This window comes from Streptomyces sp. NPDC086766, from assembly GCF_044746005.1.
Taxonomy (GTDB): domain Bacteria; phylum Actinomycetota; class Actinomycetes; order Streptomycetales; family Streptomycetaceae; genus Streptomyces.
On record NZ_JBIVBI010000005.1, the window covers coordinates 346,913 to 367,276 of the forward strand.

Consider the following 20,364-nt stretch of genomic DNA (forward strand, 5'->3'; position numbering starts at 1 on the left):
ACCAGCCTAGGCCACGCGGGCGCCGCCCTCCCTCGTCGCGCCCCGAAAGGACGGTCCGCCCCGCAGGCCGCCCCCGTCACACCCCGGTCCTCCGTCACAGCCCCCGGTCTTTCGTCACACCCCTGTCTCCGCCGCGATCCGGCCTGCCCGCACCGCCGCCACCAGGTCCGCGTGGTCCGCCTCCGTGCGGTCGGCGTAGGCGACGGCGAAGGCGGCGACGGCCTCGTCGAGTTCCTCGTTCTTGCCGCAGTAGCCGGCGATGAGGCGGGGATCGGCGCTGTGGGCGTGGGCGCGGGCCAGCAGGGCGCCGGTCATGCGGCCGTAGTCGTCCATCTGGTCCGCGGCGAGCGCGGCCGGGTCGACGCTGCCCTTGCGATTGCGGAACTGCCGCACCTGGAAAGGCCGTCCGTCGACCGTCGTCCAGCCCAGCAGGATGTCGCTCACCACCTGCATCCGCTTCTGGCCGAGCACCACCCGCCGGCCCTCGTGCGCCACCTCGGGCACCTCGAAACCGGCCGTCGCCAGATGCGGCAGCAGGGCGGAGGGCCTCGCCTCCTTCACCTGCAGCACCAGCGGCTCGCCGCGGTGGTCCAGCAGCAGCACCACGTAGGACCGGGTGCCCACACTGCCCGTGCCGACCACCCGGAAGGCGACGTCGTGCACCGCGTGACGGGCCAGCAGGGGCAGCCGGTCCTCGGAGAGCGTGGTCAGGTACTGCTCGAGCGAGGCGGCCACCGCCGCGGCCTCCGCGTCCGGCACCCGCCGCAGCACCGGCGGGGCGTCCACGAAGCGGAGACCGCCGTCCTCGGTGGGCTCGGTCGACTTGGCCGCGAAGCGTCCGCTGGTGTTGGCCCGCGCCTTCTCCGAGACCCGCTCGAGCGTCCCGAGCAGGTCGTGGGCGTCGGCGTGGGAGACCAGTTCCTCGTCCGCGATGGCGTTCCACGCGTCCAGGACCGGGAGCTTGGCCAGCAGCCGCATGGTGCGCCGGTAGGCGCCCACCGCGTCGTGGGCGGCCTCGCGGCAGCGCTCCTCGTCGCAGCCCGCCTCCCGGCCGGCCAGCACCAGCGAGGTGGCCAGGCGCTTGAGGTCCCACTCCCAGGGGCCGTGGACCGTCTCGTCGAAGTCGTTCAGGTCGATGACCAGGCCGCCGCGGGCGTCGCCGTACAGGCCGAAGTTGGCCGCGTGGGCGTCCCCGCATATCTGTGCCGCCGCCCCGGTCATGGGCGTACGGGCCAGGTCGTGGGCCATGAGGCCCGCCGAACCGCGCAGGAAGGCGAACGGCGTCGCCGCCATCCGGCCCACCCGTATCGGGGTCAGCTCCGGTATCCGGCCGTGGTTGGACTGCTCGACCGCCGTCACCGCGTCGGGACGGGAGCCGTCCGGATCGAGAGCGGCGTGCGCGGAACGCGGCACCCGGTGGCGCAGCGCCTTCCCCTTCTTCTTGGGCGACCCGCCCTCCGGCGACCCGTCCACCGCGGTGGATCCCTGCCCGGGCCACCGGGCGAAGCCCCGCACCCGCGGCAGCCGGCGCGCACGCCCGCCGTCGGCCCCGTCCTGAAGCGCCTCCTGCCGGGTCTCCGGCCCCGCCTGCCGCCCGGTCGCTCCCCGGGTCTCCTGCCCAGGCTCCTGCCGCGCCTCCTGAGCGGCCCCCTGCCGCGCCGGCACCGTACCCGCCGCTCCCGCACCGATCTCGGTCACCACGACCGCCTCCCCCGCCGCGCGCACATCCGCACCCGTGCCCAGACGAACATCAACTCGTGGCGACCGTACCGCCCTCGGCCCGAGGACGTCAGACCCTGTGGACAACTCGGCGACTGTGGACAGCACCGAGCCCCGGACACGGCTCCGCGACCGGCGGACGCACCCTCCTCGCCGACGCGGACACACGCGTGCGACGGCGCGGTCCCGGGGAGGGCCTTCTCACCTCGGCGGCCCTGTATCGCATGGTCGGCAGCGGGTAGGGGCAGCCCCGTGGGCCGGGACCGTACCGTCACCCGCCCCGAACGGAAGGCGTGCCGACCGGGCATGTGCGCATCCGCTCGGCGGCCGTGCGGTCGGATTGCGGGGCCTTGCCGGAAGACGACTTCCTGGGACGGGAGATGCATGACCCAGACGGATCACAGGGCAGCGGCCGGCACGGCCACGAAGCCGCCGAGCCGCGAGCCGGCCGCGCAGGACGTGCCGCCGTCTCGGGCGGCCCGCCCGGCGCGGGCGATCGTGACCGGGCCGGGCGCCGTGCGAAGGGAGCGGCTCGCCGCACTGGACGGACTGCGGTTCCTGGCGGCGCTGTCGGTGGTGCTCTTCCACTTCATCGGCCAGACCCCCGGAACGATGCAGCGGATCTGGGGCCGCCCGTACCAGGCCACCTTCCCCGGCCTGCACCCCTACTTCGCCTTCGGACGACTCGGCGTCGACCTGTTCTTCCTGATCAGCGGTTTCGTCATCTGCATGAGCGCGTGGGGGCGCAGCCCACGTGAGTTCTTCATCTCACGCGTCACCCGTCTGTTCCCGATGTACTGGATCGCGGTCGTGGTGTCGGCGTGCGTCCTCTACTTCGCCGACAGTCCGTTCGGGCCCCCTGACCCGCGGGTGCTCTTCGCGAACCTCACGATGCTGCAGACGCCGCTCGGTGTGGCCAACCTGGACTCGGTCTACTGGACGCTCTGGCCGGAACTCGCCTTCTACCTCACGTTCTCGGTCGTGGTGTGGAAGGGCCTCAGCTACCAACGGGTGGTGCTCTTCTGCGGGTCCTGGACGCTCGCCACGGTGCTCGCGCCGGCCGCGCAGATCCCGTTGCTCACACTCCTGGTGAACCCGCCGTCCGCCCCGTACTTCATCGCGGGCCTGGCCTTCTACCTGATGTACCGGTACCGGCCCACCCCCCTGCTGTGGGGCATCGTCGCCATGTCGTGGCTCCTGGCGCTGCACTTCCTGCTGGCGCCCACCGGCGGCCGCAACAACTGGCTCACCTGGTCGCCGTCGCGCGGCTGGCTGATCCTGGTGGTCACCCTGTTCTTCCTGCTGGTCGGCGCCATCGCACTGGGCTGGACGAACCGGATCCGATGGCGTGGGCTGACCGTCGCGGGCACGATGACGTTCCCGCTGTACCTCCTGCACGACACGATCGGGATGAGCCTCGCGCACCACTACGGCGACCGTGTCGATCCCCTGGCCCTGGTCGCGGTCGTGGCAAGCGGCTTGGTCGTACTGTCGTATCTGGCGCACCGGTTCGTCGAGCGCCCGATCGCTCTGGCCCTGCGACGCTCGCTGAACACCGCCACGTTCCGCCTGCGGGCTCCGGCGCTGCGCCCTTGAGCGGCCGCCTCGAGGAAGCCCGGATCGCGGCCCGCCACCGCATCCCGTTCGCCAACTCCGGCGGTCGGCAGCCCATATGCCCGGTGCGGCAACCTCGCCGCTGCCCGATCACCGTCGGCACGCGTAGCCGGCGGGGCGGCGGGCGGAGCCGGATCGGGCAGGCGGGATCACGCGCGGGCAGGACCGAGAAGTGACGGAACGCCCGGGGGCCGCACACCGCGCGGCCAGACCGTCCAACTCGACGTGAGATACCTCACGCATCGGGGCCCCTGGGCGTCTCACCCTGGACCGTGCGATGCCTCACATCCGGCGGCAGCAACGAGAAACGGGCCCCTGCAGGACTTTCGTCACTGTCAGAGACCCGTTCATCGGTTCTTCTCTGTGCGCGAGGGGGGAGTTGAACCCCCACGCCCTTGCGGGCACTGGAACCTGAATCCAGCGCGTCTGCCTATTCCGCCACCCGCGCATTGGGTGTGTCCTCCGGCTCCTGCCCCTTGGGGGCGGGCGCCTTCCGACATCCAGAACATTAGCACGTAGGAGAGGGTGGGTTCACATCCCTTCCTCGGGGCCCACCCCCCGCCCCGGCGACCGGGACCGTCCCCGCGCCGGCCCCCACCACGACGGCCTCACCGCCCCGCCACCGCGGCCTCGCCGCCCCACGCCTTCCGCCTCAGCCCCCGCTCAGCCCGCCCCCGAGCCACTCCCGGACCGCTCCCGGCCCACCCCCGGACCCGCCCCGCCCCCAGGAGCCCCGGAAGCTTTCGTTCCGTCTCGACGTGAGCCTGTTCACGTATCAACCTCGTACCGGTCGGGCCCGTCTCCCCAGGAGCCGGGACAGGTCCACCGCCGGGTGCGGGACACTGGTCTGCAGCCGCCTCTACGATCCTGGGCAGAAGTACGCGCAGGAGTACTTCCCGCAAGGTTCGGAGAGAAGCTCCGCGGGGAACCTCGGAGGCAGCTCCGCGGGAACCCCCCGCAGAGTGCGTCGACACCCGTCGACGGGCGCGGACAGGGGGAACCAGCCGATTTACCGGCGCGTGGATACGATCAGTAAGCAGTACCAGGTAAGCAGTACGCAGCACGACGGCAAGACCCGCTACGACGGCAACGACGGAGGAGGTGCCCCATGGGAGTCCTGAAGAAGTTCGAGCAGCGTCTCGAAGGTCTGGTCAACGGCACCTTCGCCAAGGTCTTCAAGTCAGAGGTCCAGCCCGTGGAGATCGCGGGTGCGCTCCAGCGCGAGTGCGACAACAACGCGACCATCTGGAACCGCGACCGGACCGTCGTACCCAACGACTTCATCGTGGAGCTCAGCACGCCGGACTACGAGCGGCTGAGCCCCTACTCCGGCCAGCTCGGCGACGAGCTCGCCGGCATGGTGCGCGACTACGCCAAGCAGCAGCGCTACACCTTCATGGGACCGATCAAGGTCCACCTGGAGAAGGCGGACGACCTGGACACCGGCCTCTACCGGGTCCGCAGCCGGACGCTCGCCTCCTCCAGCAGCCAGCAGGCGCCCTCGTCCCCGTCCGCCCAGGGCGGACGCCCGGGCTCCGGCGCCCAGGGCGGCTACGGCCACCCGCAGGCCGCAGGACCCGCGGGAGCGCCGCCCATGCCGTCCGCGCCGCCGCCCGGCGGCCGGCCCGGCGGGTACGGCTACCCGCAGCCCGCCGCGCAGCGGCCCGCCAACGCCCCGGCGAGCGGCGGCCGCACCCGCCACTGGATCGAGATCAACGGCAATCGCCATCAGATCTCCCGCCCGACGCTGGTGCTGGGCCGCAGCACCGAAGCCGACGTGCGGATCGACGACCCCGGCGTCTCCCGCCGGCACTGTGAGATCCGGACCGGAACGCCCTCGACGATCCAGGATCTCGGGTCCACCAACGGCATCGTGGTGGACGGGCAGCACACCACCCGCGCTACGCTCCGCGACGGCTCGCGGATCGTCGTGGGCAGCACCACCGTTATCTATAGGCAAGCCGAAGGGTGAACCGGGGGCAATGTCAGAGCTGACCCTCACGGTCATGCGGCTGGGTTTCCTGGCCGTACTGTGGCTGTTCGTGATCGTGGCCGTGCAGGTCATCCGCAGCGACCTGTTCGGTACGCGCGTCACCCAGCGGGGAGGCCGCCGCGAGGCCGCGCGGCCGCAGCAGGCCGCGCGCCAGGCGGCGGCCGCTCCGCCGCAGCAGCGCGGCCAGCAGGGCGGCGGCGGCCGACAGCGCCGAAACGCCCCCACCAAGCTCGTGGTGTCCGAGGGCACCCTCACCGGCACCACGGTCGCGCTGCAGGGCCAGACGATCACCCTGGGCCGCGCGCACGACTCCACGATCGTGCTGGACGACGACTACGCCTCCAGCCGCCATGCCAGGATCTACCCGGACCGCGACGGCCAGTGGATCGTCGAGGACCTCGGATCCACCAACGGCACGTACCTGGACCGGAACCGGCTGACGACCCCCACACCGATCCCGCTGGGCGCGCCGATCCGCATCGGCAAGACCGTCATCGAGCTGCGGAAGTAGTACGACAATGAGCGAGCGGAGCGAGCACGCAGTGGCGGCCGGCACCCCGGGCCGCGGCGCGCTCCCGACCGGAGGGTGGGCACCGTGCGGATGTACCCGGAGCCGACGGGCGAGGTGCGCATGAGTCTGTCACTGCGCTTCGCCGCCGGATCGCACAAAGGCATGATCCGCGAGGGCAACGAGGACTCCGGCTACGCCGGCCCGCGCCTGCTCGCGATCGCCGACGGCATGGGCGGCCAGGCCGCCGGCGAGGTCGCCTCCTCCGAGGTGATCTCCACCATCGTCGCGCTCGACGACGACGTGCCCGGCTCCGACATCCTCACCTCGCTCGGCGCGGCCGTGCGGCGTGCCAACGACCAGCTGCGCGCGATGGTCGAGGAGGACCCCCAGCTGGAGGGCATGGGCACCACGCTCACCGCCCTGCTGTGGACCGGCCAGCGGCTCGGCATGGTGCACGTCGGCGACTCGCGCGCCTACCTCCTGCGCGACGGTGTGCTCACGCAGATCACGCAGGACCACACCTGGGTGCAGCGCCTCGTCGACGAGGGACGCATCACCGAGGAGGAGGCCACCACCCATCCGCAGCGCGCCCTCCTCATGCGCGCCCTCGGCAGCGGCGAGCACGTCGAGCCCGACCTGTCGATCCGCGAGGTCCGCGCCGGTGACCGCTACCTCATCTGCTCCGACGGCCTCAGCGGCGTCGTCTCCCACCAGACGATGGAGGAGACCCTCGCCAGCTACCAGGGCCCCCAGGAGACCGTGCAGGAGCTGATCCAGCTCGCGCTGCGCGGCGGCGGCCCCGACAACATCACCGTCATCGTCGCCGACGTCCTCGACCTGGACACCGGCGACACCCTCGCCGGGCAGCTCTCCGACACCCCCGTCGTGGTCGGCGCGGTCGCCGAGAACCAGCTCCACCTCAACGACAACGGCATCATGCAGACCCCCGCCGGCCGGGCCTCGGGCCTCGGCCGCCAGGTCCCCGGACAGGGCCAGGGAGGCGGCGAGTTCGGCCCGCCCGGCTCCGGCGACACCACCGGCTACGTCCCCACCGGAAGCTTCGGCGGCTACAGCGACGACGACTTCGTCAAGCCCAGGAAGGGCCGCCGGTGGCTGAAGAGATCGTTCTACAGCGTGCTCGCGCTGGCCGTGATCGGCGGCGGTCTGTACGGCGGCTACCGCTGGACCCAGACCCAGTACTACGTCGGCGCCAACGAGGAGCACCTCGCCCTCTACCAGGGCATCAGCCAGGACCTGGCGTGGGTGAAGCTGTCGAAGCTGGAGAAGGACCACCCCGAGATCGAACTCAAGTACCTGCCTCCCTACCAGCAGAAGCAGGTCAAGGCGACGATCGCGCAGGGCGGCCTCGCGTCCGCCCAGAAGAAGATCGACGAACTGTCCGTGCAGGCCTCCGCGTGCAAGAAGGAGTCCGAGCGCCGGACCGCAGAGAGCCAGAACAACGCCAAGACGGGCGAGGGCCAGGCCGGAGGCACCACGGGAACCACCCGCACCTCCCTCACGTCCAAGGCGACACCGACACCGAATCCGTCGGCGTCGAAGACACCGTCGTCCCCGTCTCCGTCCACGTCCGCCGCGCCCACTCCCAGCCCCGGCCCCACTCTCTCGGAGGAAGAGCAGAAGGTCGTCTCGCTGTGCGGCAAGCAGTAGGCAAGCCGTGAGAGGCCCTGTCACACGATGAGCAGTACTTCCAACCCGTCGACGCACCACACGTCCACCATCGGCGCCATCGGAGCGCCCAGCAGACGCAACACCGAGCTCGCGCTGCTGGTGTTCGCCGTCGTCATCCCGGTGTTCGCCTACGCCAACGTCGGCCTGGCGATCAACAACGAGGTGCCGTCCGGTCTGCTGAGCTACGGCCTGGGCCTCGGCCTGCTGGCCGGCGTCGGACATGTCGTCGTCCGCAAGTTCGCCCCGTACGCGGACCCGCTGCTGCTGCCGCTGGCCACCCTGCTCAACGGACTCGGGCTGGTCATCATCTGGCGGCTGGACCAGTCCAAGCTGCTGCAGTCGATCAAGCAGGCGGGCGCGGCCGCGCCGCGGCAGCTGATGTACACGGCCATGGGCATCGCCCTGTTCGCCGTGGTGCTGGTCTTCCTCAAGGACCACCGCGTCCTGCAGCGCTACACGTACATCTCCATGGTCGGCGCGCTGGTCCTGCTGCTGCTGCCGCTGGTCCCGGGCCTGGGCGCCAACATCTACGGCGCGAAGATCTGGATCCACATCGGCAGCTTCTCCATCCAGCCCGGTGAGTTCGCGAAGATCGTGCTGGCGATCTTCTTCGCCGGCTACCTGATGGTGAAGCGCGACGCGCTGGCCCTCGCCAGCCGCCGCTTCATGGGCCTCTACCTGCCCCGCGGCCGCGACCTCGGCCCGATCCTGGTGGTCTGGTTCATCTCGATCCTCATCCTGGTCTTCGAGACCGACCTCGGTACGTCGCTGCTGTTCTTCGGCATGTTCGTGGTCATGCTGTACGTCGCCACCGAGCGGACCAGCTGGATCGTCTTCGGTCTGCTGATGTCCGCGGTCGGCGCCGTCGGCGTGGCCTCCTTCGAATCGCACGTCCAGCAGCGCGTCCAGGCCTGGCTCGACCCGATGAAGGAGTACACGCTCAGCCAGCAGGGCGTCGGCGGCCACTCCGAGCAGGCCATGCAGGCACTGTGGGCGTTCGGCTCCGGCGGCACCCTCGGCAGCGGCCTCGGCCAGGGCCACTCCGACCTCATCCGGTTCGCCGCCAACTCCGACTTCATCCTCGCCACCTTCGGCGAGGAGCTCGGACTGGCCGGCATCATGGCGCTCCTGCTGATCTACGGCCTGATCGTGGAGCGCGGCGTGCGCACCGCCCTCGCCGCGCGCGACCCCTTCGGCAAGCTGCTCGCCATCGGCCTCTCGGGCGCGTTCGCCCTCCAGGTCTTCGTCGTCGCCGGCGGTGTGATGGGCCTCATCCCGCTGACCGGTATGACGATGCCCTTCGTGGCGTACGGCGGTTCGTCCGTGATCGCCAACTGGGCCCTCGTCGGCATCCTGATCCGGATCAGCGACACCGCGCGCCGCCCGGCGCCCGCCCCCGCCTCCAACCCCGACGCCGAGATGACCCAGGTGGTCCGCCCGTGAACAAGCCCCTGCGCCGGATCGCGATCTTCTGCGGACTCCTCGTCCTCACCCTGCTCATCCGGGACAACTGGCTCCAGTACGTCAAGGCCGACGACCTCAAGAACGACGACAAGAACCGCCGGGTGACGATCGCGCGTTACTCCACCCCACGCGGCGACATCATCGTCGGCGGCAATCCCGTCACCGGGTCCACCGAGACCAAGCGCAACGGTCTCAACGACCTGAAGTACAAGCGCACCTACAAGGACGGCCCCATGTGGGCGCCGGTCACCGGATACGCCTCGCAGGCCTTCGGCGCCAACCAGCTGGAGTCCATCGAGGACGGCATCCTCACCGGCAACGACGACCGGCTCTTCTTCCGCAACACCCTCGACATGGTCACCGGCAAGACCCAGCAGGGCGGCAACGTGGTGACCACCCTCAACCCCGCCGCGCAGAAGGCGGCGTACGACGGCCTGAAGAACCAGGGCGGCAAGGGCGCCGCGGTGGCGCTGGACCCGGCCACCGGCAAGATCCTCGCGCTGGCGTCCTACCCGTCGTACGACCCGTCGGCGTTCGCGGGCACGTCCGACAAGGACGCCGAGGCCTGGAAGAAGCTGCAGAAGAAATCCGACGCCAACGACCCCATGCTGAACCGGGCGCTGCGCGAGACCTACCCGCCGGGCTCCACCTTCAAGGTGGTCACCGCGGCGGCCGCGCTGGAGAACGGGCTCTACAGCTCGGCGGACACGCCCACCAGGTCGCCGCTGCCGTGGATCCTGCCGCAGAGCACCACGGAGCTGAAGAACGAGGGCAACATCCCCTGCAAGAACGCCACCATGCGGGAGGCGCTGCGGGTCTCCTGCAACACCGTCTTCGGCAAGATGGGGTACGACCTCGGCAAGGACAAGATGCTCGCCGAGGCGAAGAAGTTCGGCTTCGACGCCGAGCAGTTCGTGCCGGTCCGCTCCGCGGCCTCCAACTTCCCGCAGGACATGAACGCGCCGAACACCGCGCTCAGCTCGATCGGCCAGTTCGAGACCGCCGCCACCCCGCTGCAGATGGCCATGGTCGCCTCGGCCGTCGCCAACGACGGCAAGCTGATGAAGCCGTACATGGTCGACGAGCTCCAGTCGCACAACCTCGACCCCATCGAGAAGACGGAGCCGAAGGAGCTGAGCCGGCCGCTGACGCCGCAGAACGCGCAGATCCTCCAGTCGATGATGGAGACGGTGGTCAAGGAGGGCACGGGCACGAAGGCGCAGATCGGCGGCGTCACCGTGGGCGGCAAGACCGGTACCGCCCAGCACGGCGTCGAGAACAGCGCGAACCCCTACGCCTGGTTCCTCTCCTACGCCAAGATGCCCGACGGCAGCTCGCCGGTCGCGGTGGCCGTGGTCGTGGAGGACGAGAACGCCAACCGCGGCGACATCTCCGGCGGCGGCCTCGCGGCCCCCATCGCGAAGCGGGTGATGGAGGCGGTCATCAACTCCAAGAAGTGACCCCTGTCACGTCGCCTTCACATCGGTGCACGTTGCGATACCGGTCCTGTATCGGGTGACGGGCTTGGCCAGGTCACACAGAACGAGCCGGGTACGGTAGGCCCGGACGGCAGCCTCAGGCGGCACACGGGTGCCGCTCGGGACCGACGGAGAGGGCTGGTAGGTAGCTATGGAAGAGCCGCGTCGCCTCGGCGGCCGGTACGAACTGGGCCAGGTGCTCGGTCGTGGTGGCATGGCGGAGGTCTACCTCGCGCATGACACCCGCCTCGGCCGCACCGTGGCAGTGAAGACGCTGCGCGCGGACCTCGCGCGCGACCCGTCCTTCCAGGCCCGGTTCCGCCGGGAGGCCCAGTCGGCCGCCTCGCTCAACCATCCCGCGATCGTCGCGGTCTACGACACGGGCGAGGACTACATCGACGGGGTCTCGATCCCGTACATCGTGATGGAGTACGTCGACGGGTCCACCCTCCGTGAACTCCTGCACAGCGGCCGCAAGCTGCTGCCCGAGCGGGCCATGGAGATGACCATCGGCATCCTCCAGGGTCTGGAGTACGCCCACCGCAGCGGCATCGTCCACCGCGACATCAAGCCGGCGAACGTCATGCTGACGCGCAACGGCCAGGTCAAGGTGATGGACTTCGGCATCGCCCGCGCCATGGGCGACTCCGGCATGACCATGACGCAGACGGCGGCCGTGATCGGCACTGCCCAGTACCTCTCCCCGGAACAGGCCAAGGGCGAGCAGGTCGACGCCCGCTCGGACCTGTATTCGACGGGCTGCCTGCTCTACGAGCTGCTGACGGTCCGCCCGCCCTTCGTCGGCGACTCCCCGGTCGCGGTGGCCTACCAGCACGTCCGCGAGGAGCCGCAGGCGCCCAGCGTCTTCGACCCCGAGATCACGTCCGAGATGGACGCGATCGTGCTGAAGGCGCTGGTCAAGGACCCGGACTACCGCTACCAGTCCGCCGACGAGATGCGCGCCGACATCGAGGCCTGCCTCGACGGGCAGCCGGTCGCCGCCACCGCCGCGCTGGGCGCGGTCGGCTACGGCGGCTACGGCGACGACCACGCGACGACGGCCCTGCGCTCGGACGCCGGAGCCGGCGCCACGACGATGCTGCCGCCGATGAGCCCGGACGACGGCGGCTTCGGCTACGACGACCGCCCCGACCGGCGCCGCCAGAAGAAGTCCAACAACTCGACGATCCTGCTGGTGGTCGCCGGTGTCCTGGTCCTGATCGGCGCGATCCTGATCGGCAAGTGGGCGTTCGGCGGCGGCAACGCGGGCGACGGCACCCTCCAGGCGCCGAACTTCGTCGGCCAGAGCTACAGCGACGCCCAGCGGATGGCCGAGAACTCCGACCTGAAGCTGGCCCCGCCCACCCGCAAGCCCTGCGAGCAGCAGCCAAAGGGCAACGTCTGCTCCCAGGACCCGACGGCGGGCACCGACGTCAAGAAGGGCGACACCATCAACCTGGTGGTGTCGACCGGCGCGCCGAAGGTGGCCATCCCGAGCGTGATCGGCCTCGGCCTCGACGAGGCCAAGTCGAAGCTGGAGGGCGACGACTACAAGTTCAACGTCGTCACCAAGTACCGGGAGTCGAGCGAGGACCCGAACAGCGTCCTGGATCAGAACCCGGTGGCCGGCAAGGAAGTCCAGAAGGGCACGACGATCACCCTCGTCGTCGCCAAGGCGGCCGAGAAGAGCACCGTGCCGGACGTCACCGGCCAGTCCTGCGACGCCGCCAAGCAGCAGATGCAGGCCAGCAACCTGACCGGAAACTGCACCGAGGTGGAGACCAACGACCCCAACCAGGTCGGCAAGGTCATCCAGACCTCTCCGCAGGCCGGGGCCCAGGTCGACAAGGGCTCGACTGTGACCATGCAGATCGGCAAGCAGCCGGCGCAGCAGAAGACGCCGGTGCCCAGCGTCGTCGGCCAGACGGTGGGACAGGCCAAGCAGACACTGGCGGCAGCCGGCTTCACCCAGATCCAGTTCGCGGGCGGCAGCGACCAGAGCGACGGGGCCCTTGTCGTCAAGCAGGACCCCAAGGGGAACCAGCAGGTCGACAACCCCGGCGGCACGGTGATCACCCTCACCACCTTCGGTGCCGGAGGCGACAACGGAGGCAACAACGGAGGCGGCGGAGGCGGCCCAGGAGGCATCTTCGGCTGACCGCCCGTCCCGCCCCCGACGAACGGGTGAGCCCCGGCACCTACCAAGGCGCCGGGGCTCACCCGTTCCCCCCACACACACCCGTGCACATGTCGATCGTGTCTTGAAGGACTGAGGTCCTTCCCGTCACTCAGTCACTCACCGCAGTTCCTTCGGCGGTGTGCGCTCGGCGTTCACCTTGTCCACGCGGACCAGTTCACCCCAGACGACGTACCGGAACCGGGACGTGTAGACCGGGGTGCACGTCGTCAGGGTGATGTAGTGGCCGGGCTCGGTGACGCCCGACTGCTTCGGGATCGCGGACAGGACCTCGACGTTGTACTTCGAGGTCTCCGGGAGGATGGCGTAGACCTTGTAGACGTACCACTTGTCCTTGGTCTCGAAGACGATCGCGTCGCCCTTGCGCATCTTGTCGATGTTGTGGAACTTCGCGCCGTGGCCGTCGCGGTGGGCGGCGAGGGTGAAGTTGCCCGCCTTGCCGGTCGTCGGGAGGGTCGCCTTGACGGGGTCCGCGTAGTAGCCGGCCACGCCGTCGTTCAGGACCTCCGTCGACGTGCCCTTCTTGACCAGGACCTCGCCGTTGTCCATCGACGGCACGTGCAGGAAGCCGATGCCGTCCTTGGTGTCGAGCGCGCCGGGCGCGCCGGAGCCGGAGTGGGCCCACTCGTCACGGATCCGGTGGCCCTGCTGATCGGCCCTGCGGTCGGCGAGGACGTTCGTCCACCACAGGGAGTAGACGACGAACAGGCCGAGGACCAGGCCCGCAGTGATGAGGAGTTCGCCGAAGACGCTGACCGCGAAGGCCAGCCGGCCAGGGCGCCGGCGAGGCGGTGCGGAGCCGGCGCCGTACGCGTCACCGTGTCCTTCGCCGCCGTGGGTGTGCTCTGCCGTGCCGTCCGTGGTCGCTGCCACTGTTCATCTGCCCTTTAACTGACGAGCGCATCCGGCTTGCCCTTGCTGCGCGGCCGTTCCTCGACCATCTTGCCCCAGACGATCAACCGGTACTTGCTGGTGAACTCCGGCGTGCAGGTGGTGAGCGTGATGTAGCGGCCGGGTCCGGTGAAACCCGACCCCCGGGGAACGGGGTCCAGCACGCTCGTGTTGCTCGGCGGGGTCACCGGCAGCATCGACGCCATCTTGTAGACGAAGTACGTGTCCTGGGTCTCCACGACGATCGCGTCGCCCGGCGTGAGCCGGTTGATGTACCGGAACGGCTCGCCGTGCGTGTTCCGGTGGCCCGCGAGCCCGAAGTTGCCCGTCCTCGCGTCCGGCATCGCCGTGTTGAGATCGCCCTTGCCGTAGTGCCCGACCATGCCCTTGTCGAGCACCTTCTCCTTGCTGGTGCCCTCGGCGATCGGCACCACCACGTCCAGCTTGGGGATGTGCAGGATGGCGAAGCCCTGCCCCGGCTCGAACGTCCCCGGGTTGCGCCTGCCGCTCGCCCAGTCGTCCTGCAGGTGGTGCGCCTCGCTGCCCGCCTGCGCGTGCGCCCGGATGTTGGTCCACCACAGCTGGTAGGTCACGAAGAGCAGCATCACCACACCCGTGGTGATGAACGCCTCGCCGATGATCCGGCTGGCGAGGACCCCGGGACTGGGCTTCTGCGCCCGCGCCCGGCGCCGGGCCTCCACACGCGACAGCGGTGCGGACGGACCGCCCGACGCGCTGTCGCCCTCCGCGGACGCCCCGGTCGCCCCGCCCGAGCCGCCGTGCCGCCCGTGACGGCCTTTGGCGGCCTTCCTGCGGGCCGCGCGCCCGCCCGGAGTGGTTCCTGTCACCGGTGTGACGGACGAGGCCCGAGAGGCCGTCCCACGCCCCGCCCGGTCCGCGTCCGCCGGCGGCGGCTCGGGCACCAGCAGCGCCATCGTCTCCTGGTCACTCGGAGGCGGCACCGGAGACGGTCCGTGAGGCGGCGCAGCCGCGTAGGGGGACGGGTCCTCGTAGGGCTGCCGCGGCTGCGCATACGGCTGTTGCTGCGGGTCGAACGGCTGCTGCTCCCCGTACGGCTGCGGCTCCCCGTAGGGCTGGGCCTCCCCGTACGGCTGCTGCTGCCCGCGCTGCGCCGCCGGGGAGCCGTACCACTCCTGCGCCGCGGAGCCGTACCACTCCTCGAACGCGCCCGGCTCCCCGTACGACTGCTGCCCGTACGAGGTGTCGGTCTCGCGCTCGGGGCGCAGCGCGGTCACGCCGTGGCCCTGCCCACCACCGGGGCAAGCCCCGCCGACCTCGCCACGGCACCCTGGTCGCCGCACTCCACCAGCCAGTTGGCCAGCATCCGGTGCCCGTGTTCGGTCAGCACCGACTCGGGATGGAACTGCACGCCCTCGACGGGGAGTTCACGGTGGCGCAGGCCCATGATGATGCCGTCCTGGGTGCGCGCGGTGACCTCCAGCTCGCCCGGCACGGTGTCCGGCTCGGCCGCCAGCGAGTGGTAGCGGGTCGCCGTGAACGGCGACGGCAGTCCCGCGAAGACGCCCTTGCCCTCGTGCTCCACCAGCGAGGTCTTGCCGTGCAGCAGCTCGGGCGCCCGGTCCACGACACCGCCGTAGGCCACCTGCATCGACTGCATGCCCAGGCAGACGCCGAAGACCGGCACCCCGGTGGCGGCGCAGTGGCGCACCATGTCGACGCAGACCCCGGCCTCCTCGGGCGTGCCGGGACCCGGCGACAGCAGCACGCCGTCGAAGCCGTCCTGGGCGTGCGCCGGCGACACCTCGTCGTTGCGCAGCACCTCGCACTCGGCGCCCAGCTGGTAGAGGTACTGGACCAGGTTGAAGACGAAGCTGTCGTAGTTGTCGACGACGAGAATCCGCGCGCTCACTGGTTGTCCACCGTCACATCGTTGAAGGGAAGCAGCGGTTCGGCCCACGGGAAGACGTACTGGAACAGGACGTAGACGACGGCCAGGACCAGCACCAGTGAGATCAGCGCCCTGACCCACACGTTCCCCGGCAGATGCCGCCAGATCCAGCCGTACATGCCGTCCCTTCCGTCTCGCCACGGCACCGGACGAGCGCCGTGTGTCACCAGACTAACGGCGCGGCGCCTCCGGTTTCCCGGCCTCCACAGGCTGGGCGAAATCCTGATGCGCCCGGACGATCAGCTGGTCGCCATGTCCCCATTCCGGATCACACGGGGGGCCGGGCAGCGGCCCGGACGCGTGTACCCGGACTTACGTGGCACGGGGTCGATCACCTCAACGACCGAGGGCACGGTTTCGTATGGGCCTGCCGAACCCCTTCTTCAGCGTGCGCCGCCGGCGGTTCCGACGATCACGCGCTCCGGCGGCTCCTGCTACGGCGCCTGCTCCGCGGGCTTCGCGTAGTGCAGGTCCACCGTGCCCGAGTAGCCGGGGAGAGTCACCGTCCCGTTCTCGGTGACCTTCCAGCCGAGACCGTAGACGTTGACGTAGACCATGTAGTTCTGGATGGCCGGGGAGTCCGCGAGCGCCTTCTGCAGCCGCTCCGGGTCGCCGACCGCCGTGATGCGGTACGGCGGCGAGTAGACGCGGCCCTGCAGGATCAGCGTGTTGCCCACACAGCGCACCGCGCTGGTGGAGATCAGCCGCTGGTCCATGACCTTGATGCCCTTGGCGCCGCCGTCCCACAGCGCGTTGACCACGGCCTGCAGGTCCTGCTGGTGGATGACCAGGTAGTCCGGCTGCGGCTCGGGGTAGCCAGGCAGCTTGGCGGTGGCGTTCGGCGGTGCGTCATTCAGGGTGACGGTGACCGCCCTGCCCTTGACGGGCTGGGTGCCGGCGTTCTTCTCCAGCCGCGTGAGCTTCTCGTCCTGGGCCGTGGTCCTGCCGTCGTCCCGTTCGGCGAGGGACTCCACGTCGTGGCGCAGGGCCGCGTTGGACTCGTCCAGCCCCTTGTTCTTGCGGCTGCGCTCCTGGATGAGGTCGGACAGCTTCAGCAGGGAGGTGTCCGTGCGCAGGTTGGTGCCCCTGGCCGTGTTGAAGCTCGTGACGAAGATCAGTCCCGCCAGGGCGAAGACGGCCGCGGTGAGGATCCGCACCGGCCGCATACGGCGGGTGCGCCCGGGACTGGAATCCGTCCCCGGGAAGTCGGCAGAATTGCTCAACGTACCCTTATCTCCTTCGGCGCCGCGGAAGCACTACGCTAACGGACGCCCGGGGGAGCCCTCAGAGTCCCCTTGTACGCTGCTCCGGAGCCAGTTCAGTTCCCTGCGCGGCCACGCAGCGCATCGACAGGAGAGACCCTCGTGCCGAAGTCACGTATCCGCAAGAAGGCCGACTACACGCCGCCGCCGGCGAAGCAGGCGACGAGCGTCAAGCTGGACAGCCGCGGCTGGGTCGCGCCCGTCATGCTGGCCATGTTCCTCATCGGTCTGGCCTGGATCGTCGTCTTCTACGTGACCGACGGCTCGCTGCCCATCGACGCCCTGGACAACTGGAACATCGTGGTGGGCTTCGGCTTCATCGCCGCCGGCTTCGGCGTCTCCACGCAGTGGAAGTAGGCGCGGTCTCCCGGTGAATCCAGCTCTCCCCAGGGCTATCCGCTGAGTTATCCACAGGGCGGATCAATATCCACAGCTCCTGGGGAAAAGACAGCTGATCTGTGGATAACCCGTCTGCCGTTGACGCCGGTAGGACTGTCGGACCGGCACTCCGGGAGCTCTACGCCCCCTGCCTGACCTGCATGAACTCATGTGGGCGGCAGGGGGCACACCTGTGCCCGCACCCTATGCACAAGATCCGACACCCGCTGTGGACAACGGTTCGGTATCAACCGAGCTGGACCGTCCTGACCAGCGTCATCACCAGGACGACCGCGAGCACCAGCGCACAGGTGCCGTACTGCACCAGGGCCCGCCGCTCGCGCGGGGAGTGCACCATCGCGTAGCCGATCACCACACCGGCGACGAGCCCGCCGATGTGGGCCTGCCAGGCGATGCTGCCCCAGCCGAAGGTGATGATCAGGTTGATCACCAGCAGCGCGATGATCGGCCGCATGTCGTAGTTGAGCCGGCGCATCAGGACGGCGGTCGCGCCGAAGAGGCCGAAGATGGCGCCGGAGGCGCCGAGCGACGCCTGGCTCGGCGAGGCCAGCAGATAGGTCAGCGCACCTCCCGCCAGCCCCGAGACGAAGTAGAGCGCGAGGTAGCGCGCCCGGCCGAGGGCCGCCTCCAGGGGGCCGCCGAGCCACCACAGGCTGAGCATGTTGAAGGCGATGTGCCACACCTCCCAGTGCGAGAACATCGAGGTCACCAGGCGGTACCACTCGCCGCCGGCGACTCCCGCCGTGGCGGTGGACGGCGGCGACGGCCACGCACCGATGAGAACCAGGTGGTCCAGCAGCGAGGAGTCGACGTGGACCGCGATGAACACCGCGATGTTGATCCCCATGAGGATCTTGGTGACCAGCCGGGGGTCGGAGGCCATGCTCCCGCCCGCCAGGGTCCGGGGCCGGCTCGCGGACGGGGCGTGGCCCGTGCCGGAGCCGGTGCGGACGCAGTCCGGACACTGGAAGCCCACGGAGGCGTCGACCATGCACTCGGGGCAGATCGGCCGCTCGCAGCGGGTGCAGCGGATGCCGGTCTCGCGGTCCGGGTGGCGGTAGCAGGTGGGCACGCGCTGAGCGTCCTGCGAGCCCTGGTCCGTCGGGCCCTGCGGGCTGCCTGGTGCCTGATCCATGGGGTCCCCTCGGCTTCGTCGTGGGCGGTGCGCCGCGGCCCGTCGTGGCAACGCACCGCCCCGCTCATCCTTACGGACGAGCGGGGCGATTGGTTCCCGTCGCGGGACGGCGCGCGGGTTCAGCCCTCGCGGGTCTCCACGACGACCGTCTCGATCACGACGTCGTCGACGGGGCGGTCGGTGCGCGGGTTGGTCCGCGCGGCCGCGATGGCGTCGACCACCTTCTGGCTCGCCGTGTCGGTGACCTCGCCGAAGATGGTGTGCTTGCGGTTCAGCCAGGCCGTCGGGGAGACCGTGATGAAGAACTGGGAGCCGTTGGTGCCCGGGCCGGCGTTGGCCATCGCCAGCAGGTACGGCCGGTCGAAGGACAGGTCCGGGTGGAACTCGTCCGCGAACTGGTAGCCGGGGCCGCCGGTGCCGTTGCCGAGCGGGTCACCGCCCTGGATCATGAAGCCGCTGATCACCCGGTGGAAGACGGTGCCGTCGTAGAGCTTCGCCGTGGTCTTCTCACCCGTGGCGGGGTGCGTCCACTCCCGCTCGCCCGTGGCGAGCTCGACGAAGTTCCGGACCGTCTTGGGGGCATGGTTCGGCAGGAGCCGGACGTCGATGTCCCCGTGGTTGGTCTTCAGGGTGGCGTGGAGGTGCTCTGCCACGAGGTGCCTTCCGTTGGCTGGGTTGTGCTCCCAGATCCTCGCACGGTCCGTGCCGTGCGTCGCCCGGCGGCGGCCTCCGGGCTCAGATCTGCCGGATCCGCTTGCGAAAACCTCGCCGTTCGTCCCGAAGAGGGGAGCGCGGGTCGGCAATCCGTGGCATTGTCGGCCCCAAGCTCGTGTTGCCCCGTATTCATCCGTTATCGCATGTGATCGTCTCTCGGGTGGCGCCGCCGGCAACGGCGCGGACCCACCGGGACGGCGGGCGCGCCGGAACGGAGGAGCCGCGCGGCAACCGGAGCCGCCGCCCGTGACCCGGATGCCGGTCCGCACATGCCCTCGGGCGTGTCGGCAGGCATGATCCGTAAAAGGGTGGAAAGTCGATTACCGTACGCCACCGAGGAGGAGGAACCCGTGACCCGCATCGACAGCGTGCGCGCCGCGACCGGCTCGGCGAAGGACAGCGTGCTGCACGCCGCGGAAGTGGTGGCGCCCTACGCCGACACGGCCAAGGACAGGGCCGCACACTACGCACACGAGGCCCGCGTACGGCTCGCGCCCAAGGTGTCGCTCGCCGCAGACCAGGCCCGCGTCCAGTACGACGCCCATGTCGCACCCCGGCTGGAGCAGGCTCGCGCCCATGTCCCGCCCAAGATGGACCGGGCCGCCCACGAGGCGGCGGCCCGCACCCGCAAGGCCGCACGGCAGGCCGCCGAGTACTCCCGGCCGAGGATCGAGCAGGCGGTGGCGGCGGCCCAGCCCGTCGCCGACGAGGCCGCCGCCCGCGGTGCCGCCGCCGCGGGCGCCGCGCTGGCCGCGATGCGCGGGCAGCTCTCGGCCAAGGAGATCCAGAAGATCGCCCGCAAGCACAACCGGCGGTCGCGGGCCGGCCGCGCCGCGAAGACGCTTCTGGTCCTGGGGGCGCTCGCGGGCGGTGCCTTCGCCGCCTGGAAGTGGTGGGACAAGCAGGCCAACCCGGACTGGCTGGTGGAGCCGCCGGCGGCGACCGAGGTCCCCGAGGCGGGCTCGCTGGCCTCGGTGGACGGCAGCGGCCAGTCCGTACTGGACCCGGAGGTCCAGGCCAAGGAGGCCGAGGAGGAGGGGGCGGACCGCGAAGAGCGCGGCTGACCTTCCCTCGCCGCCCCAGCATGACGAAAGCCCCTCCGCCCGGTTTCTGCGCCGGTCGGAGGGGCTTTCGTCGAGTGCGGGGAGTGGAGCCTAGGGGAGTCGAACCCCTGACATCTGCCATGCAAAGACAGCGCTCTACCAACTGAGCTAAGGCCCCTGGAACAGAGCATCCGGCCGGAGGAACCGCGTTCCGGTCGGGTGCCGCAGACCAGAGTACCGGTTCACCCCCCACATCTCGCAAAAAGATGGGGGGTCCCCGTGACCGACCCCTCTCCGTAAGATGCACTCCGCGCGGTTCGCTACA

At 70.3% G+C, this 20,364-nt stretch carries 17 protein-coding genes, 2 tRNA genes and 1 pseudogene; 9 read left to right on the forward strand and 11 right to left on the reverse strand.

What is annotated here, in order from left to right:
• Window positions 1-114 precede the first annotated feature (114 nt).
• Window positions 115-1,698, reverse strand: a complete 1,584-nt coding sequence (locus tag ACIPM1_RS12215; protein WP_402432961.1) for a DUF2252 domain-containing protein — start codon at window positions 1,696-1,698, stop codon at window positions 115-117.
• A 405-nt stretch (window positions 1,699-2,103) separates the two neighbouring features.
• Here ACIPM1_RS12215 and ACIPM1_RS12220 point away from each other — a divergent pair, with 405 nt between their 5' ends.
• On the forward strand, window positions 2,104-3,315 hold the full coding sequence (locus ACIPM1_RS12220) for an acyltransferase family protein (protein WP_402432572.1): 1,212 nt from the start codon (window positions 2,104-2,106) through the stop codon (window positions 3,313-3,315).
• A 382-nt stretch (window positions 3,316-3,697) separates the two neighbouring features.
• Here ACIPM1_RS12220 and ACIPM1_RS12225 read toward each other — a convergent pair.
• Window positions 3,698-3,781 (reverse strand) — tRNA-Leu (locus tag ACIPM1_RS12225).
• A gap of 660 nt (window positions 3,782-4,441) precedes the next feature.
• Here ACIPM1_RS12225 and ACIPM1_RS12230 point away from each other — a divergent pair.
• From ACIPM1_RS12230 to pknB, 6 genes are all read left to right on the forward strand, one after another.
• Complete coding sequence (locus tag ACIPM1_RS12230; protein WP_356181499.1) at window positions 4,442-5,305, forward strand: DUF3662 and FHA domain-containing protein; 864 nt, start codon at window positions 4,442-4,444, stop codon at window positions 5,303-5,305.
• A 10-nt stretch (window positions 5,306-5,315) separates the two neighbouring features.
• A complete protein-coding gene (locus ACIPM1_RS12235; RefSeq protein WP_356181497.1) occupies window positions 5,316-5,837 on the forward strand; it encodes an FHA domain-containing protein in 522 nt (173 codons plus the stop codon).
• A 120-nt stretch (window positions 5,838-5,957) separates the two neighbouring features.
• Window positions 5,958-7,505 (forward strand): Stp1/IreP family PP2C-type Ser/Thr phosphatase, encoded by a 1,548-nt coding sequence (locus ACIPM1_RS12240; protein WP_402432577.1) that lies wholly within the window; start codon window positions 5,958-5,960, stop codon window positions 7,503-7,505.
• Between the two features lie 27 nt (window positions 7,506-7,532).
• Window positions 7,533-8,969 carry an FtsW/RodA/SpoVE family cell cycle protein gene (locus tag ACIPM1_RS12245; RefSeq protein ID WP_356181492.1) on the forward strand — a complete coding sequence of 479 codons (1,437 nt, stop codon included), beginning with the start codon at window positions 7,533-7,535 and terminating at the stop codon, window positions 8,967-8,969.
• Window positions 8,966-10,450 carry a penicillin-binding transpeptidase domain-containing protein gene (locus ACIPM1_RS12250; RefSeq protein WP_356181489.1) on the forward strand — a complete coding sequence of 495 codons (1,485 nt, stop codon included), beginning with the start codon at window positions 8,966-8,968 and terminating at the stop codon, window positions 10,448-10,450. The genes ACIPM1_RS12245 and ACIPM1_RS12250 overlap by 4 nt, the downstream gene beginning before the upstream one ends.
• Window positions 10,451-10,619: 169 nt before the next feature.
• On the forward strand, window positions 10,620-12,626 hold the full coding sequence (gene pknB, locus ACIPM1_RS12255) for a Stk1 family PASTA domain-containing Ser/Thr kinase (RefSeq protein ID WP_402432582.1): 2,007 nt from the start codon (window positions 10,620-10,622) through the stop codon (window positions 12,624-12,626).
• A 138-nt stretch (window positions 12,627-12,764) separates the two neighbouring features.
• On the opposite strand, the gene ACIPM1_RS12260 is transcribed toward pknB, so the two are convergent.
• The 6 genes and pseudogenes from ACIPM1_RS12260 to ACIPM1_RS12285 form a co-directional block, all read right to left on the reverse strand.
• Window positions 12,765-13,538: a class E sortase gene (locus tag ACIPM1_RS12260; RefSeq protein WP_402432585.1), complete on the reverse strand. Its 774-nt coding sequence runs from the start codon at window positions 13,536-13,538 to the stop codon at window positions 12,765-12,767.
• A 14-nt stretch (window positions 13,539-13,552) separates the two neighbouring features.
• Window positions 13,553-14,812 (reverse strand): class E sortase, encoded by a 1,260-nt coding sequence (locus tag ACIPM1_RS12265; RefSeq protein WP_402432588.1) that lies wholly within the window; start codon window positions 14,810-14,812, stop codon window positions 13,553-13,555.
• On the reverse strand, window positions 14,809-15,447 hold the full coding sequence (locus tag ACIPM1_RS12270; RefSeq protein ID WP_402432591.1) for an aminodeoxychorismate/anthranilate synthase component II: 639 nt from the start codon (window positions 15,445-15,447) through the stop codon (window positions 14,809-14,811). Before ACIPM1_RS12270 ends, ACIPM1_RS12265 begins: the two co-directional genes overlap by 4 nt.
• The gene (locus ACIPM1_RS12275) at window positions 15,444-15,605 is read right to left on the reverse strand and encodes a hypothetical protein (protein ID WP_046727640.1); all 162 of its coding nucleotides are present in this window, start codon (window positions 15,603-15,605) and stop codon (window positions 15,444-15,446) included. The genes ACIPM1_RS12270 and ACIPM1_RS12275 overlap by 4 nt, the downstream gene beginning before the upstream one ends.
• A gap of 52 nt (window positions 15,606-15,657) precedes the next feature.
• A pseudogene (locus tag ACIPM1_RS12280) lies at window positions 15,658-15,854 on the reverse strand (class E sortase); the annotation flags it as partial.
• Between the two features lie 66 nt (window positions 15,855-15,920).
• Window positions 15,921-16,709, reverse strand: coding sequence for a DUF881 domain-containing protein (locus ACIPM1_RS12285; protein WP_402432594.1), 789 nt, complete (start codon window positions 16,707-16,709; stop codon window positions 15,921-15,923).
• A 141-nt stretch (window positions 16,710-16,850) separates the two neighbouring features.
• Between ACIPM1_RS12285 and crgA the strand changes: the two genes are divergently transcribed.
• Window positions 16,851-17,105: a cell division protein CrgA gene (gene crgA / locus ACIPM1_RS12290; protein ID WP_356181474.1), complete on the forward strand. Its 255-nt coding sequence runs from the start codon at window positions 16,851-16,853 to the stop codon at window positions 17,103-17,105.
• Between the two features lie 268 nt (window positions 17,106-17,373).
• Here the strand turns inward: crgA and ACIPM1_RS12295 are convergent, their stop codons facing one another.
• Together ACIPM1_RS12295 and ACIPM1_RS12300 are read right to left on the reverse strand one after the other, a co-directional pair.
• Complete coding sequence (locus tag ACIPM1_RS12295) at window positions 17,374-18,282, reverse strand: rhomboid family intramembrane serine protease (protein ID WP_402432598.1); 909 nt, start codon at window positions 18,280-18,282, stop codon at window positions 17,374-17,376.
• A gap of 119 nt (window positions 18,283-18,401) precedes the next feature.
• A complete protein-coding gene (locus ACIPM1_RS12300; protein ID WP_402432601.1) occupies window positions 18,402-18,935 on the reverse strand; it encodes a peptidylprolyl isomerase in 534 nt (177 codons plus the stop codon).
• Between the two features lie 411 nt (window positions 18,936-19,346).
• Between ACIPM1_RS12300 and ACIPM1_RS12305 the strand changes: the two genes are divergently transcribed.
• Entirely contained in the window at window positions 19,347-20,060 is a 714-nt protein-coding gene (locus tag ACIPM1_RS12305; protein WP_356181468.1) for a DUF5324 family protein, read from the forward strand.
• 84 nt (window positions 20,061-20,144) lie between these two features.
• On the opposite strand, the gene ACIPM1_RS12310 is transcribed toward ACIPM1_RS12305, so the two are convergent.
• Window positions 20,145-20,217, reverse strand: a tRNA-Ala gene (locus ACIPM1_RS12310).
• Between the last annotated feature and the right edge of the window lie 147 nt (window positions 20,218-20,364).